Genomic DNA, 15,292 nt, shown 5'->3' on the forward strand with positions numbered 1-15,292 from the left:
AATTCCTCAGCCCCGTGCCTAGCGGATGTTCGGGTCGAAGGTGAAGATCACCAGCGTGCCCAGCAGAATGGTGAACACCGTGGCGGTGTAGAGCAGGCCCTTCAGCCAGAGCCGGGTGTTCGCGCGCTCCGCGTAGTCGTTGATGACCGTGCGCAGGCCGTTGGCGCCGTGCAGCATCGCGAGCCACAGCATCAGCAGGTCCCAGACCTGCCAGAACGGGGACGCCCAGCGGCCGGCCACGAAGGCGAAGCCGATCTTGGAGACGCCGCCGTCGAGCACCAGCTGGATCAGCAGGTGGCCGAGGACCAGGACGACCAGCACGATGCCGGACAGACGCATGAACAGCCAGGCGGCCATCTCGAAGTTGCCCCGGGTGGACCGGGGGGTCTTCTTGGTGCGCTTGCGCGGGGCCTCGATGAGGGGGGCCGGGTTGTCGACGTCGTAGAGGGACTCACCCTCGACGGGGCCGATTCCGGACGCGGTCTTCTCGGTAATAGACATGCGCGTCAGCTCCCGAACAGTTCACGAGCGGCGTGACCGAGGACGGGGTAGATCGCCCCGATCATCAGCACGACCCACAGGCCTACGACCGACCAGAGCATCTGCTTCTGGTAGCGCGGGCCCTTCGACCAGAAGTCGACGGCGATGACGCGCAGGCCGTTGAGCGCGTGGAAGAGGACGGCGGCGACGAGGCCGTACTCCAGACACGCGACGAGCGGAGTCTTGTAAGTGGCTACGACCCTGTCGTAGTCCTCGGGGGAGACACGGACGAGAGCGGTGTCCAGCACGTGAACGAACAGGAAGAAGAAGATGAGGACGCCGGTGACTCGATGAGCCACCCAGGACCACATTCCTTCCCGGCCGCGGTACAGCGTTCCAGCCGGCACGGAAGTCCCTCCGGGAGCGGGGATTGGGGCCGCCGGCTTGTGCTGTCGGTCTGGCCCGGCCGGGTACGGTCCACCGGCCCCCAGCATGTTATCGATGCAGCGGAGTTTGGCTTACGCGGGGCCTGTCGGTGTGATCAAAGTGGCACGCGGATGGGTGAGTGGTGCGGCTAATGGGGTGGGGTGTCCCGTTATTTGCCGGGTGCGGGGTCGTTGTGGCTGGTCGCGCAGTTCCCCGCGCCCCTGACTGCGTCTACCAACCGTCCTTTTGCAAGGCGTCGCAGTTCCTCCGCTGCCACCACCCGCTCCTCCTCCGGATCGTTTGTCAATCGTGACCGGATTCCTGCCAGTACGTGGTCCAGGGCTTCACCCTCTGACAGTCCGTCCAGGCAGATGACGAAAGAATGGCCGAACTTGGACTCATATGCCGCGTGTGCCGCACTCAGGGCCATATGAGCGGCCTCGTACATTCCGTCCGGCAGAGTCGGCAGCGTTTCTCCCGCCAGGGCCTCCGACAGGTCGCCCGGGGACAGGTCGTACGCCGCCTCGTCGGACGCGGCCTGCAAGGAGTCCAGGTCCGGGTACGGGCGGTGGTCTGCCACTCGGCGGGCCCAGCGGAGGCTGCGGAGGCAGGCGAGAAGGAGGTGGTGGGCTTCTTCGGGGGACGCGGTGTTGAAGGCGTCCAGCAGATTCGGCGACCGTGGGGTGCGGGTCTGCTCGGGCAGGGCCGGTATGGCGACTCGGCCGGGAAGGTGTGTGGGCGTCACGTGTGTTTCGGCAGGGGAAGCTGTGTGAGGTGTGGCGTCACGTTATCGAGAGTGGGCACGACGTGTCCGACGGACAACCGAATTTCACCCGAACGGCAGAGTTTCGGAACGGCGGGTGGACACTTCCGGCCACTCCTCATGCCTAGGTTGGCCTTGTGAGCCAGCACAGGCGCCGGCCGTCGGCGGAGAAGGCACGGCAGACACGGCAGATGAGGACACGGGTGGTCGTCGTCGCGGCGGTGGCCGCGACCGTCGCCGCGGGGGTGGGGCTCGGGTTGTGGACCTCCGGGGACGACGGTGGCGGGGGGCCCGCGGGATCCGCGCGGCCGACGTCCTCCGTCGGGGCTTCGGCGGCCGCGCCCAGCGCTTCCCGGGAGACACCGAGCCCGTCTCCCACCCGCTCCTACCCCCTCTCGCGAACCCCGCGCACGATTCCCGCCGTCCAGGCCCACACCCCGGCGCGCGGCCCCGGCTGGCGGCCGCAGCGCGGCGCGCGGGTCGTGGTGAGCGACGCGGAACTGGCCGGGGAGGGGCGGCTGATCGCGAGTGAGCTGGGGCTGACGTACGCGGGAGAGCGGGGGGACGACAAGGACGGGGACCTGCGGCTGGCGCTCGACGACGGCGAAGGGGGCGATCCGGAGTCGTACACCATGACCGTGCGCGGTGGGCGGGTCAGCATCAGCGGGCCTGCCGACTCCGGGGTCTTCTACGGGACCCGCACCCTCAAGCAGGAAGTGCACGGCGGCGGTACGGCGCCGGAGGGTGTCGTGCGGGACGCGCCGGCCAAGGCGGTGCGCGGGTTCTCCCTCGACATCGCGCGCAAGCACTTCACCGCGGGCTGGATCGAGGACCGGGTCCGGGAGCTGGGCGATCTGAAGTTCAACCAGTTGCAACTGCACTTCTCCGACGACCAGGGGTTCCGGATCGAGTCCGACTCGCACCCCGAGATCGTGTCCGCCCAGCACCTCACCAAGGCCGAGGTCCGGAAGATCGTCGCGCTCGCCGCCCAGCGGCACATCACCGTCGTACCCGAGATCGACTCACCCGGACACCTGGGTGCCGTGCTCGCCGCGCACCCCGAACTGCAACTGCGCAACGTCTCCGGCGTCGCCACGCGCGGCGCGATCGACATCTCCAAGGACGGGTCCGCCCAGATCGTCGACGATCTGCTCGACGAGTACGCCGGCCTGTTCCCGGGCGTGCCCTGGCACCTCGGTGGCGACGAGTACCAGGCGCTGGTGGTGAGCGACCCGGAGGCGTCGTACCCGCAGCTGGCCGCCGCCGCGAAGGAGGCGTACGGGTCCGGCGGGACTGTCGCCGACCTCACCACCGGGTGGCTCAACGACCGCGCCGACACCGTCCGCGCCCACGACAGGACCCCGCTGGCCTGGAACGACGGTTTCTTCCGGGGTACGTCCGTGCGGCCCGACGCCGACATCCAGGTCGCCTACTGGACCGGCAAGGAGATCGGGGCACGGCAGCCCGTGGAGTATCTGAGCGCGGGGCGCAAGCTGATCAACTACAACGACGAGTTCCTGTACTACGTCCTCGGACAGCCCAACAACTTCGTCTATCCGACGGGACAGCGGATCTACGAGCTGTGGACGCCCCGGGTGGTACGCGGCACGCTCGCGGTCCCGGCGAAGTACGACGACCAGATCCGCGGCGGGTACTTCGCGGTCTGGTGCGACCTCGCGAACTCCCAGACCCAGGACCAGGTCGCGGCCGGGGTCCGGCTGCCGCTGAGGGCTCTGGTCCAGAAGCTGTGGGACGCGGAGAAACCGGCTCTGTCCTGGACGGAGTTCAAGGCGCTGGCCGATCGACTGGGCTGAGAGTAACGAGTGGACTTACGGCGCCCGTGAACCGTATCTTCCGCTTGCCGTGCGTGAGGCTCTGGGGAGGGCTGGGTTGCGGCGTTCCGTTTTCTCAGTACCCGGGGGGCAGCCTCACCATGATCGAAAATCCGCATACCCAACTCAACGCCGTACCCCATGCCTGGCTGCGATCGCCGATCGGGCTCGGGTGGGCCGCCGTCGCGGGGCTCGGTGTCGTGATCGCCACCGACCTGTTCGCCGTCTGGGCGGACGTCGTCATGCGCGACGTGACCGGTGACCTGGCGAGCGGCGCGGCGGTCGGCGACCGCGCCGACCGTGCGGACCGGCTCTACTCCGTCGCCGGCACCGTCCAGACGGCCGCGCTGCTCACGACCGCCGTCCTGTTCCTGTGCTGGTTCCATCGGCTGCGGGTCAACGCCGAGGTGTTCCGGCCGGACGGCCACAGCAAGACGCGGAGCTGGGCGATCTGGGGCTGGATCGTGCCGATCGTCAACCTCTGGTACCCGCGCCGGATCACACTGGACATCTGGGACGCCAGCGGCCCCTGGGGCGCGCCCCGGCCGCACGGGCTCGTCAACACCTGGTGGACGTTCTGGGTCATCTCGCTGCTCTCCGGACGGGCCGCGTCCCGCGCGTACACCAAGGCCGACAGCGCCGAGGAGATCCAGGACGCGGCGGGTCAGATGCTCTTCGCGGACGTCGTCGACATCGTGGCCGCCGCCCTCGCCATCGTCGTCGTACTGCGGCTGACACGGATGCAGAACGAGAAGGTGCGGCAGGGGCCCGCCCCTGTCTTTGCCTGAGGAGAGGGCCGGCGGCTGCGGGGGCCGGCCTTCGTCCACGTCTGAAGGGTCGGATTGTCCGATACGGCTGCGAACTGCCGTGCGACTGTGGTGTATTCGGCCCCGAGCCGCAGCCGAGACGCCGGGGGGAGCCGGGAATGGGCTACTGGGGGTATTTCGTCGTGGGCCGCAGTGAGCGGCCGCTCGGGGAGTTGGACGCGCTGGCGGGGGCCGAGGGGCTGAGTCTGCGGGCGGAGGCGTCCGGAGGATGGCAGGTGTGGGAGTACCCGAGCGGGGAGGGGGACGTCGGGTCCATGAACTCCCTGGCCCGGGAGACCGGGGCGCCCGCGCTCTTCGGGTACGTGATGGACAGCGACTGTGTGGTCGTGGAGGCGGCCGGGCCCCGGAGCGGGGCGTGGACGACGTGGCTGGCGCGGGCCGCGATGGCCAAGTACATCGGCGCCGACAAAGAGGGCCTCACGCTGGAGGACTACTTCCTGGAGCCGCGGGACGCCGCCGAACGGGCCGTCTCCTGGGCCGAGGAGGCCGGGCACGCCGTGGCGGCCGAGCGGTTGGTGGAGGTGCTGACCGCGGACCCCGACTCGTTGGCCGAAAACCTGTTCTTCCGGCTGCTCGACCGACTCGCCGTGGTGCCCCTGTGACACTCCGGCGCCGTCGCACGCAGTAAGGGGAAGTGCGGACTCCGTCAGGGAAACCGCAGGCGAGGGAGGCGTGGATGAGTCTGGTGGAGCTGATCGCTCAGGCCGACGAACGCGGACTGGCCGCCAGCGGGTTGGCTTGTTTGGACCGGTGCGTGCCCCTGCTGGGCGGTGACGACGAGCTCCTGAGACCGCTGTGGGCGAGCCTCGCCGACACCGGCGACTGGGGTGCGGGTCTGGAGGTCGCGCGCGGCAAACTCGGGGGCGGGGAGAACGCCGCCGAGGACGAGGCCACCGTGCTCGCCCGCCGGATGCTCGACGCCGCGCCCGCCACGCCGGACGCCGCCGAGGTGCGGGTGTGGGCCGACGCCTGCTCCGTCGCCTCGCTCCAGATCCACCGGCTCCTCGACCCCGCCGCCGATGGCGCCCCGCTCGACGCCCGTCGCGCAGGCCGCACGGAGGGCATGCCTCCGCTCGTCGCCGCCGAACTGCGCCGCCAGGTCACCGTCCTGGAGGTACTCGCCGGGCACGGCACGGCGGGGTTGCGGCGGGCGCTGGAGGTGTCGGTGGAGGGGCGGCGGGTTTTGCGTGCGGTGGTGTCGCGGCGGGCTCGGGGGCGGAGCTGATGGTCTGAAGGGTGAGTGGGTCAGCCACCCGGCCACCCGGCCACCCGCCCACTCCGCTGCGGTGAGGCTCGGTGGGTCAGCCACCCGGCCGCCCGGCCACTCCGCCACCCGGCCACACCGAGGCTCAGAGGACCAGCCACTTCACCACCGCATCGCCGTACTGCGCCGTCTGCCCGTAGAACGCCGTGAGATCCCGATGGGCCGCCGCGAAAGCGCCGCGCAGTTCCGGCTCCGCGTCCTGGCCGTCGTAGGGCTTCAGCAGGTCGACGCGCGCGTTCCGCCACAGGGACTCGAAGTCGGCGGTGGCGAGAAAGGCGGCGACGCGGTGCGTCTGGGCCGCGGTGAGCAGCAGGAACGGCGGTGCCGACGGGTCGGGGTGCGATATCGGCCGGCCCCCCATGACCACCTGCGTGTGCGGGCCCTCGCCGGTCAGGGCGTCGGCGTACAGGTGCTCATGGTCGAGGTAGCCGCCGTCCAGCACCTCCTCCCGGTGGCGGCCGATCCGCTGCCGTACGGCGTCCCAGTCGTCCTCGAAGAGCTTCTCCAGCCAGGCCGGGCTGTTGCGCAGTGCGGCGGGCGGAATGGCGCGGAAGTGGAAGTACATGCTCATCAGTGACAGGAGCGCACGGGGACGGCGAACCGTCACTCCCGGGCAAAACGCGCACCTGAGAGCGGCCTGTGACCGTCGTGGGGCGGAGGTGGGGCGGTCCTGCGCCGGTATCGGGGATCGGGCCGGAAACGGGTGACGAACCGGCTCCCCCGCACGCTCTTGGGGATGTGACGACCCATGTGACGACACAGCAGGTGACCAGGCCCCCGGCGGCGACCAAGCCGATGCGGTGGGCGGCGGACGCGGTGGCGACGATGCGCGAGGGCGCGCGGGTGCGGCTCGACTACTCGGCGCAGAGTCTGTGGCGCGTCGACCGGATGGTCGAGGACCTGCGGCGCGAGGGCACTCCGTACGACGCCGTCGAAGCGGTGCTGCGCGGTTTCGGCGCGTACGCGGGTGAGGTGATCGCCCGTCAGTCCGGTGCCGAGTGGTGGGCGAGCGGGGGTGACCACTGGATCCGTACGCCCGACGGGCTGCTGTGGGATCCGATGGACGAGGCCCGGCGGTGTTTCGCCGGGCACGGGTCGCTGCGGTTGCTGTGCCGGGACGCGACGGGTGCAGCCCGGCCGTAGGGCCGTTCCCCGAGTCGCTGCCCGGGGCGGCCGGGGCCCCGCCCACTGCACGGGGCCCCGGCCTTCGTTCCGGCGGTTCTACGGCGCCAGCACCTGGCCCAGTCGCGCGTCCGTCGGTGTCGCCAGCGTGGTCTTGCTGTAGATCACCGCGTCCGCGTACCCGAGGCCCGTGCTGTTGCTCGGCAGGTGGAGGAGGATGCCGTCGCCGGTGTCCTCGTTGTCGGCGCCGAAGGTGAGGTCGGCGCGGCCGTAGCCGGAGAGGTCGGTCAGGGAGACCGAGGAGCCGAAGCGGTCGTCGGTCTCCGTGGACCCGGGGACGCCCGAGGTGTCCTGCGAGACCGCCACCGAGCCGGAGCCCGTGAGCCCCGACGCCGTGCCCTTGACCAGGATCGCGTTGCCCGCGTTGGTGCGGTTCACGCCATCGCGGACCAGGTCCTCGCCCGGGGCGCCCGCGAGGACGTCCGCGTAGCCGTCGGCGTTGTAGTCGCTGACGGAGACCGAGCTGCCGAGCGCGTCGCCGGACTCGTCGCCGCCGGGGACGGACGCCGTGTCCTGGTGGATCACCGTCATGCCCGTGGTCGTGAAGCCGGTCGACGTGCCCGGCACCATCGTGATCTGGCCGCCCGACTTTCCGCCGGACTCGGAGGCGACCGGCTGGCCGATGACGATGTCGTCGTAGCCGTTGCCGTTGACGTCACCGGCGGCGATGGACCGGCCGCCCTTGACGGAGATCACGCCGGCCTTGGTCAGTCCGGTCGCCGAGCCCGCGAAGCGGACCACGCGGCCGATGCCGCCGGTGTCGCGGTAGTTGAGGGCGACGTCCGCGTAGCCGTCCCGGTTGAAGTCGCCCGTCGCGGCGTCCAGGTAGGCGACCGCGCCGGTGGCGGAGGTGAGCGTGCCGTACGTGTACTTTCCGGTGCCCAGCCGCGCGTTCCAGTTGCCGCCCTTGCCGGCGCCCGCCGAGAAGACGTCGGCCTTGCCGTCGCCGTCGAAGTCACCGACGGCGACGGTCGAGCCGAGCTTGGCGCCGGCCGCCGTGACACCCGAAGTGGTGTACGAGAAGCCGGTGTTCAGCGCCGGTCCGTACATCACCGTGACGTTGCCCCGGTCGGCGTTGCCGCTGGTGTCGTCCTCGCCGGGGGAGCCGACGGCGAGGTCGGCGTAGCCGTCGCCGTTGACGTCGCCCCAGGCGGTCGAGGTGCCGAAGGCGTCACCGGTCTCGGAGGAACCGGGGACGCCCGCGCTGTTCTGGGTGAGTGTCACCTTCGAAGCCGTGACGGGTCCGTCGACGCCGCCCGGGATCACCTTCACCGCGTTGGCCTTCGGTACGCCCGCGACCAGGTCGGTCACACCGTCCCGGTTGTAGTCGGAGGTGGCGAGGGCGTGCGAGATGCCCGGCGTCTTCGCGAGCGTGGCGATCGTCGACAGCTTCGAGTAGAGGTTGGCGCCGGGGCAGGCCGTGGCGTTGGTGTCCCGGTGCCCGAAGACCCGGGGCAGCGTGATCGAGGAGCCCTTGGCGACCTTGTTGCCGTCGACGCCGGCGTCGCTGCCGGAGACCAGGGTGACCTTGCCGGTCGGGTCGATGCCGTACATCCCGAACTTCCACGCCACGATCCGCGCGATGGCGTCGAGCGCGGCCTTGCTCGGCTTGGCGCTCTCGTAGTTGCCGATGTACGAGATGCCGACCGTGTTCGTGTTGAACCCGATGTCGTGCGCGCCGATCACCGGCAGGTCCATGCCGCCGCTGCGGCCCTCGAAGATCTGGCCGCACTTGTCGACGACGAAGTTGTAGCCGATGTCGTAGTAGCCGCGCGCGAAGTGCTCCTGCTGGATGGAGCGCAACCGGGCCCGGGAGTCGGCGCAGGACAGGGTGTTGTCGCTGTCCATGCCGGTGTGGTGGATGACGGCGGCCTTGATCTCGGTGCCGTAGCCGGGTGTGCCGTCGTAGTCCGTGGACGCGCCCCACTCGGCCTGGGTGATCACCGGCGGCTTCACGACCGTGGAGGGGCGGGGTGCCGGGACGGTGGGTGTGGGAGACGCGGATGCCGAGGCCGAACCGGACGGCGAGGCCGACGCAGAGGGTGACGTCGAGTCGGAGGGCGACGCCGACACGGAAGGTGACGTCGAGTCGGAGGGCGACGCCGACGGTGTGCCTGTCTCCGCCACGAACGCCGCCGGCTCCACCCCCCTGCCCTTGGGATCCGTACCGGGGTCGAGGAGCTTGACGTCCATCCCGGCCGGCTGCCCACCGGCCTCCGTGCCGTCCGCGTTCACGACCCGCACCTCGACACCGTCGGAGTCACCGGTCCACAGCGACTCCGTACCGCCCCGCAGCGCGGCCCGCTCGCCCTCGGCCCCGTCGGCCTGGCTCGGATCGTCCTGGAGCTTCTGCCAGCCCGACCACTTGCCCGACCCGGCGTCCCGGGTGCGCACTTCGGCCGTGCCCGGGGACTTCGCGTCGGGGTTGTCCCAGGTGACGAGGACCGCGCTGAACCGGTCCGTCTCCCGCCGGTCGAGCCCCTTGCGGCCCGAGCCCTCGCTCTGGAGCTTGAGCGTGTGGACGGTCGACCCACGGCTCCCGGCCCTGCTGTCGGACTGCGCGCTCGGATCGGCCATGGCGTACGTGGCGATGCCGGCACCGCTCAGCACGACGGCCCCGGCGGTCAGCCAGGCCCGTCTTCTGAGACTGAGCGGTCTGTACGCACGGCTGCTGCGAGGACTCAAGAATCCCACCCCTGAAAGATGAACACGGTCGTATCGGCCGCCACTTGGGCAGCACTTACAGACAGCGCAGGGCTTTGGCCAAACATCACGCGTTGCGTGACCGACGACGTACGAGAAAACAAAAGGTTGCACGGAGTCTGTGACGCATCTGTGTGGGAAGGGCCACGTCCGTGGCCCGTGATGTTCCTGAAGCGGCATCCGCTGGGACAGCGGGGAGTGCAAGCCGAACGAAGGGGTGGGGCCCATGGAGAGGCAGGCCGAACGGGTGCCGTGCGCGAGCGGGATGCGGGCGCGGGCGGCGGAGTTCGTCGCCCGGGTCACCGCGCGCAACCGGCTGCCGCTGGACTACTCCGTGGCCAGTCTGCGGGTCGTCGACTTCCTGGTCGACGGGTTGCGCAAGGGGGGTGCCGACCGGGAGCGGGCGAGCGGGCCGCTGCTCGCGCTGGGTGCCTACGTCGGTGAGGTGCTGGTGCGCCGGGCGGGCGCGGTGTGGGTCGATCTGGACGAGGCGCAGCGGGGGTACTTCGGTCAGCCGGTCGGCGTCCGGATGCCCGACGGCCGGGTCTGGAACCCCCTGGGCAAGGTCCTCAACCGCTTCGAGGCGGGCGGCCCCGAGGAGTCCCTGCAGACCTTCTATCTGACCCTGCACGGGCGGGTCCGGCGAAGGAGCGCGGTGTGAGGCGGACCATCGACGTCGCTTACGGCATGGGCTGGGACGCCGGGTCCGTCCTCGGGCCGATCGGTCCCGAGGAGGCGGCCGCGCGGGATGCGGCGGGGCAGCCGTACGCCGTCGTACTGCGGCAGACCGGCAGCGCCGAGGCCGTCGTGGCGCAGGTGGCACGGGCGCGGAACTACCTCGGTACAGCGGTGTACGACGACCGGGGGCGGCGCTTCCTGGAGGTCGACCTGCGGCAGCTGGACGCGGACCGGCTCTTTCTGCGGCGCCGGCGTGCGTGGGTCTACCCGGACGACCTGGCGCCCGAGTTCGCGCCGGACGCGGGGCGGGTCACGGTGTCGCTGTGGCCGGACGGGCGGGGCTCCGAGGTCGTCGAGCCGCAGGGCGACAAGGGTGGCTCGCGGCACACGGTCGCCCAGGTGCCGGACGAGCAGCGGTGGTTCGAGGTGCCCCGGTTCGGGTGCTGGGAGCGGCTGTTCGCGCCGCTGGGCATCGAGGGCGCGGACCGCGTCGAGCTGCGGGAGACCACGGACGTACCGAAGGGCGAGAGCGTCGAGCCCAACTGGCGGGCGCCCGAGGGGATGCGGCCCGGGCCGCTGGCCGAACTGTTCGTCGCGGGCACCCGGTTCTCGTCACCCGACGGCGACTACACCGTGCGCGAGCCGATCGAGGCGGGGACGCTGCTGCTGCCCAGCGGGCGGCTGGTGGCGAAGGACCCCACGTACGGGGCGTGCGACGAGGGCGCCGGGTTCACCGTGACGGTGGCGCCCGGGAGTTACCCGGTGCAGATCGCCCGCGCCGCCGCGACGTTCGAGGAGTACGTCGCCGCGCGCGTCCTGGTCTGCGACCGGCCGGCCGTGCGCTGGGAGGCCGCGCTGCTCGACGGGCAGGACGAACGGCTGCTGGGCGAGGGCGAGTTCTACGGCTTCGGGGTCGACGCCGGTACGGCCGCCTTCACCGACGCCACCGCCGCACCCGACCTCGGGCGCCGGTACTGGGACGATCTCGTCGCCGGTACGCAGGTGGAGGACGTCCACGGTGTCGCGGTCGTCGACGACCCGGCGAACGGCACCAATCTCGTCGCCTACCCGAGCGGCCGGGGCGACGGCTCCTACCCGGTGTGGGTGGGCCGGGACCGGGAGGGCGAGGTCACGTGCTTCGTGGCGGACATGCTGGTCCTGCACCGGGCGGAGCCGAGCACGGCGGAGGCCGTCACCTGACCAGGCCGTGGACGCGGTGGATCCGGGGAAGCCCGCCGCGTCCACGGCCTCCCCGCGACACGCGGGGCGCAGTGACACATCTGGGGCGTCCGGCGCTGTTGACCGTGGGGGAACACCCGCAGGGGCGGTCATGCAGAACGGTGCCGGACCGCCACGAACAAGTACGGACGAGGACAGTTCTTGGGTCGAGGAGGGGAACCCCGCCGCGTGCAGGCGTACGACGGGGAGCTTGGCGCGGCCGTCGCGCGGGCCCAGGAAGGCGACGAGGCCGCCTTCGCGGTCGCGTACCGGCTCGTGCAGCCCGGCCTGCTCGGCTACCTCCGCGGGATCGTCGGCGACGACGCCGAGGATGTGGCCTCCGACGCCTGGCTGGAGATCGCCCGCGACCTCGGCCGGTTCAAGGGCGACGGGGCCGGCTTCCGCGGCTGGACCGCCACCATCGGCCGGCACCGGGCGCTGGACCATCTGCGCCGGCTGCGGGTGCGGCCCCGGTCGGCGGCGCTGGAGCAGGACGTACTGGATCTGCCGGGCCCGCACAGCACCCACGACCAGGCGCTGGAGTCCATCTCCACGGACCACGCCCTGGAGCTGGTCCGGGGCCTGCCCCGCGATCAGGCGGAGGCCGTGCTGCTGCGGGTGGTCGTCGGCCTCGACGGCCCCGCCGCCGCCCGCGTCCTCGGCAAGCGGCCGGGTGCGGTGCGTACCGCCGCCTACCGGGGGCTGAAGCGTCTGGCTCAGCAGCTGGGCGTCGAGAGTGTGACGGATGACGATCCCCGGACGCTGGGGGAGTCGAAGCAGTGAAGGACGACGACGGCGGCGGCAGGCCGGACAGGAACAGGGACAGGGACGGGAACGGGCATGGGTGAAGGGCGGAGCGGCGGCGAGGTCCCCGGCCGTCGGCATGGGCACCCCGGCGGTACCGGTTCCCCGAACGCCGACGGGTCCGACGGCCTGGAGACGCTGCTCGCCGCCGCCATGCGCGAGGACGCCGGCCCACGCGCGAACCGCGCCGGTGACGAGGGCGAGCGGCAGGCCGTCGCCGCGTTCCGGGCCGCCCGCGACGCCGGGGCGCACCGGTCCCGCACCCGCCGCCGGGACGACTGGCGGCCCCGGGAGCAGCGCCGGCTGTCCCGTTCGCTGCGGACCACGCTCTCCGTGTTCCTGGCGAGCCTCACCCTCGGCGGCGTCGCGTTCGCCACGATCGGCACGGGCGGCTCGTCGCCCGAGGCCGAGAAGAAGGACCCGCCCCGGCCGCCGACGTCCGCCCCCGCGCGGCAGCCGAGCACCACCGCCCCCGCCACCGAAAGCCCTTCCGCGCAGCCCGACCGCCCGGTCACCGCCCAGGACACCGAGGCCCACTGCCGCGCCTACGAGAAGGTGCGGGGCCGCGGCAACGCACTGAACTCCACGGCCTGGCAGCGGCTCGTGGAAGCGGCGGGTGGTGAGGGGAACGTCCCGCAGTACTGCGCGGACCAACTGGCGCAGGGCAAGAAGGCGGACGAGCCCGGTAAGAGCGAGAAGAGCGAGAAGAACGCCGAGGACAGGGCCGGCAAGAAGAAGCAGTAGCCCGGCAGGACCCCGCAGCCAATGCAACGGCCGGGGCCGCCACCCCCCACAGGAGAGGCCCCGGCCGTCGCGCGGCACGGGCCGCGCGGCGACCCGTACTTCCTACAGCGCCATGGATGCGTTTTCTGTCACACAGGGGGAGTACCCGCCCCGTCCCGCGGTAGTTGCATCTTGTACGGACATGGACGAGCAGCGGTTTCAGGTCGTAACGTGCCTTTCGCGCCGAGCGCGGAAGCGAGAGATCACCGCAATCGCAGGCGGCCTCGGGGCCGCGACCATCGACTGAGGAACCATGCGTGCTGGGGGATGACGCGGAGCTGACCGCCGCGGTGCTTGCGGCGCAGGACGGGGACGAGACCGCGTTCCGGACTGTGTACCGCGCCGTGCACCCGCGGCTGCTCGGATACGTCCGGACGCTGGTCGGTGATCCGGATGCCGAGGACGTCGCCTCCGAGGCGTGGCTGCAGATCGCCCGGGACCTCGAGCGGTTCAGCGGGGACGCGGACCGCTTTCGCGGCTGGGCCGCCCGTATCGCCCGTAACCGCGCCCTGGACCACATACGTATGCGCGGCCGCCGCCCCGCCATCGGCGGCGACGAGAGCGAGCTCACGGGGAAGGCCGGCGCGTCCGACACCGCGGGCGAGGCCATCGAGGCCCTGGCCACCGACAGCACCCTCTCCCTCATCGCCCGTCTTCCGCAGGACCAGGCCGAGGCCGTCGTGCTGCGGGTGGTGGTGGGCCTCGACGCCAAGACCGCCGCCGAGACGCTGGGCAAGCGGCCGGGGGCGGTACGGACCGCCGCGCATCGGGGTCTGAAGAAGCTGGCCGAACTGCTCGGCGCCGATCCGGAAGCGGACGGTGTGCTCGACGCGCTGCCGCCCCAGCGAGAACCGCACCCTCGTACGGTGACGTCCGCGAGTGTGACGCATACGCGTCCGCGGACGCAGAAGGACATGTGATGGCCGACAAGCAGTACGGGTGGCTGGACCGCGAAACGGCGGAGCGTTTGCTGCGCGGCGAGTCACTGGACAACGCTGTCGACGCCGCCGACCGCGACGATGCCGAGCGTCTCGCCAAGACCCTCGGCGCGCTCTCCGTGGAACCCCCGATGAGCAGCGCCGAACTCCCCGGCGAGGCCGCTGCCCTGGCCGCCTTCCGCAAGGCACACGCGAACCGCGGCCCGGCTACCGCCGGGCACACCCACCCGGCCCCCGGGGCCACGCCCACCGCAGACACCCCCTCGCCGGGCGCCGCCTCAGCTCACGCCCCGTCGCCCGCAGACTCAGGACACACGTCGTCGGCCGCCCCCTCAGCGCCCGCCTCCCCGACCACTGCCTCCGGCCACACGCAGCCGACTGACCCTGTCGGCCACGCCTCGCCGGCGGCGGACTTCGGGCGCGCCTTGTCCGGCGCTGCGCCGGGTGACGCCCTGTCGGGCAGCCCCTCCACCGACGCCGGGCTCATCCGTATCGGTGTCGCCGGTCATCGCGCCCCGCGTACCCGGCGCCGGCGGACCGTGCGGTTCGGGGTGGCTGCGGTGGTGGCGTTCGGGATGGTCGGTGGGGTGGTTGCCGCGGCTGCGACCGGAGTGCTGCCGAGGCCGTTCGGGGAGGACGAGCCGCGGCCGGGTGCCTCGGTGTCGGCCGCCGTGACGCCGGACCGTCCGCTGGTGTCGCCGTCGCCGGACGGTGCCGCGGAGGATGAGCCGAGGCCCGAAGGATCCGTCGGCGCCTCCCCCGATCAAGGCACCCCGCGTACCGACGCGGGCGGCGCTCCGAGCGCCGACCCCGACGGGCACGGCCGGACGGGCGGCTTCGGTTCCTGGTGGGACGGGGCCCCGTCGGCCTGCCGCGACATCCGTGACGGCAAGCGGCTGTCCACCGACCGCAGACGCGCCCTGGAAGGGCTGGCGGGCGGCTCCACGCGCGTGTGGAAGTACTGCAAGGACGTACTGAAGACCTCCGACGGTCAGGCCGGTCGGGAAGACGACCGCAAGGACTCGGACAAGGACCAGGACGGTCCGGGCGGTGACGACGAAAGCCACCACGGAGCCCCCGGCGGGAACGGCAACGGCCACGGCCGCGGCAACGACCACCACCAGAACGGGGGCCTCTCCACCCCCTCGCCGTCCCCGTCGGACGACACCGCGATTCAACCGAAACGTGCCGCCGCCGTTCCCGAACCGTCGCCCAACCCGTCGTACTCCGCCCTGTGACCTGCACGTCCCCCAGGGCGTTGAACTTTTTTCGCGACGGGTGTGACATTTTCGGCCGCGGTGGCGCTGAGATGAGTGAGCCGACTGGTCATCGGCCGTCGCACAGAGCCGGGGTTCCCCCCGTACTCACGGCTCGTGCACCTCGGCGCGGGCGGG

General features: G+C 71.7%; 16 protein-coding genes. 11 read left to right on the forward strand and 5 right to left on the reverse strand.

The window, feature by feature from the left end; genetic code table 11:
- Positions 1–18: 18 nt before the first annotated feature.
- From TN53_RS29325 to TN53_RS29335, 3 genes are all read right to left on the reverse strand, one after another.
- Entirely contained in the window at positions 19–501 is a 483-nt protein-coding gene (locus TN53_RS29325) for a succinate dehydrogenase hydrophobic membrane anchor subunit (protein ID WP_046261722.1), read from the reverse strand.
- Positions 502–506: 5 nt separating this feature from the next.
- The gene (gene sdhC / locus TN53_RS29330; protein WP_095046799.1) at positions 507–887 is read right to left on the reverse strand and encodes a succinate dehydrogenase, cytochrome b556 subunit; all 381 of its coding nucleotides are present in this window, start codon (positions 885–887) and stop codon (positions 507–509) included.
- Positions 888–1,075: 188 nt separating this feature from the next.
- On the reverse strand, positions 1,076–1,651 hold the full coding sequence (locus tag TN53_RS29335; RefSeq protein WP_046261724.1) for a 2-oxo-4-hydroxy-4-carboxy-5-ureidoimidazoline decarboxylase: 576 nt from the start codon (positions 1,649–1,651) through the stop codon (positions 1,076–1,078).
- Between the two features lie 209 nt (positions 1,652–1,860).
- Between TN53_RS29335 and TN53_RS29340 the strand changes: the two genes are divergently transcribed.
- The 4 genes from TN53_RS29340 (at position 1,861) to TN53_RS29355 (ending at position 5,553) form a co-directional block, all read left to right on the forward strand.
- Positions 1,861–3,483: a beta-N-acetylhexosaminidase gene (locus TN53_RS29340; RefSeq protein ID WP_046261725.1), complete on the forward strand. Its 1,623-nt coding sequence runs from the start codon at positions 1,861–1,863 to the stop codon at positions 3,481–3,483.
- A 119-nt stretch (positions 3,484–3,602) separates the two neighbouring features.
- Positions 3,603–4,289 carry a DUF4328 domain-containing protein gene (locus TN53_RS29345; RefSeq protein WP_046261726.1) on the forward strand — a complete coding sequence of 229 codons (687 nt, stop codon included), beginning with the start codon at positions 3,603–3,605 and terminating at the stop codon, positions 4,287–4,289.
- 137 nt (positions 4,290–4,426) lie between these two features.
- Positions 4,427–4,930 (forward strand): hypothetical protein, encoded by a 504-nt coding sequence (locus TN53_RS29350; RefSeq protein ID WP_046261727.1) that lies wholly within the window; start codon positions 4,427–4,429, stop codon positions 4,928–4,930.
- Positions 4,931–5,004: 74 nt separating this feature from the next.
- Positions 5,005–5,553 (forward strand): hypothetical protein, encoded by a 549-nt coding sequence (locus TN53_RS29355; RefSeq protein ID WP_046261728.1) that lies wholly within the window; start codon positions 5,005–5,007, stop codon positions 5,551–5,553.
- A 124-nt stretch (positions 5,554–5,677) separates the two neighbouring features.
- Here the strand turns inward: TN53_RS29355 and TN53_RS29360 are convergent, their stop codons facing one another.
- Positions 5,678–6,163, reverse strand: coding sequence for a DUF1877 family protein (locus TN53_RS29360; protein ID WP_046261729.1), 486 nt, complete (start codon positions 6,161–6,163; stop codon positions 5,678–5,680).
- 224 nt (positions 6,164–6,387) lie between these two features.
- On the opposite strand from TN53_RS29360, the gene TN53_RS29365 reads away from it, so the two are divergent.
- On the forward strand, positions 6,388–6,735 hold the full coding sequence (locus tag TN53_RS29365) for a hypothetical protein (protein WP_420719138.1): 348 nt from the start codon (positions 6,388–6,390) through the stop codon (positions 6,733–6,735).
- Between the two features lie 78 nt (positions 6,736–6,813).
- On the opposite strand, the gene TN53_RS29370 is transcribed toward TN53_RS29365, so the two are convergent.
- Entirely contained in the window at positions 6,814–9,459 is a 2,646-nt protein-coding gene (locus TN53_RS29370; RefSeq protein WP_046261730.1) for an FG-GAP-like repeat-containing protein, read from the reverse strand.
- 244 nt (positions 9,460–9,703) lie between these two features.
- On the opposite strand from TN53_RS29370, the gene TN53_RS29375 reads away from it, so the two are divergent.
- The 6 genes from TN53_RS29375 (at position 9,704) to TN53_RS29400 (ending at position 15,136) form a co-directional block, all read left to right on the forward strand.
- A complete protein-coding gene (locus tag TN53_RS29375; RefSeq protein ID WP_046261731.1) occupies positions 9,704–10,138 on the forward strand; it encodes a hypothetical protein in 435 nt (144 codons plus the stop codon).
- Entirely contained in the window at positions 10,135–11,355 is a 1,221-nt protein-coding gene (locus tag TN53_RS29380) for a DUF4241 domain-containing protein (RefSeq protein ID WP_052745331.1), read from the forward strand. The genes TN53_RS29375 and TN53_RS29380 overlap by 4 nt, the downstream gene beginning before the upstream one ends.
- Before the next feature lie 180 nt (positions 11,356–11,535).
- Positions 11,536–12,156: an RNA polymerase sigma factor gene (locus TN53_RS29385; RefSeq protein ID WP_046261732.1), complete on the forward strand. Its 621-nt coding sequence runs from the start codon at positions 11,536–11,538 to the stop codon at positions 12,154–12,156.
- Positions 12,157–12,213: 57 nt separating this feature from the next.
- Positions 12,214–12,921, forward strand: coding sequence for a hypothetical protein (locus TN53_RS29390; RefSeq protein WP_052745332.1), 708 nt, complete (start codon positions 12,214–12,216; stop codon positions 12,919–12,921).
- A gap of 296 nt (positions 12,922–13,217) precedes the next feature.
- Positions 13,218–13,880, forward strand: a complete 663-nt coding sequence (locus TN53_RS29395) for an RNA polymerase sigma factor (protein ID WP_046261733.1) — start codon at positions 13,218–13,220, stop codon at positions 13,878–13,880.
- Positions 13,880–15,136 (forward strand): hypothetical protein, encoded by a 1,257-nt coding sequence (locus TN53_RS29400; RefSeq protein ID WP_052745333.1) that lies wholly within the window; start codon positions 13,880–13,882, stop codon positions 15,134–15,136. The genes TN53_RS29395 and TN53_RS29400 overlap by 1 nt, the downstream gene beginning before the upstream one ends.
- Positions 15,137–15,292: the final 156 nt, after the last annotated feature.

The organism is Streptomyces sp. WM6386 (genome assembly GCF_000972385.1).
GTDB lineage: Bacteria > Actinomycetota > Actinomycetes > Streptomycetales > Streptomycetaceae > Streptomyces.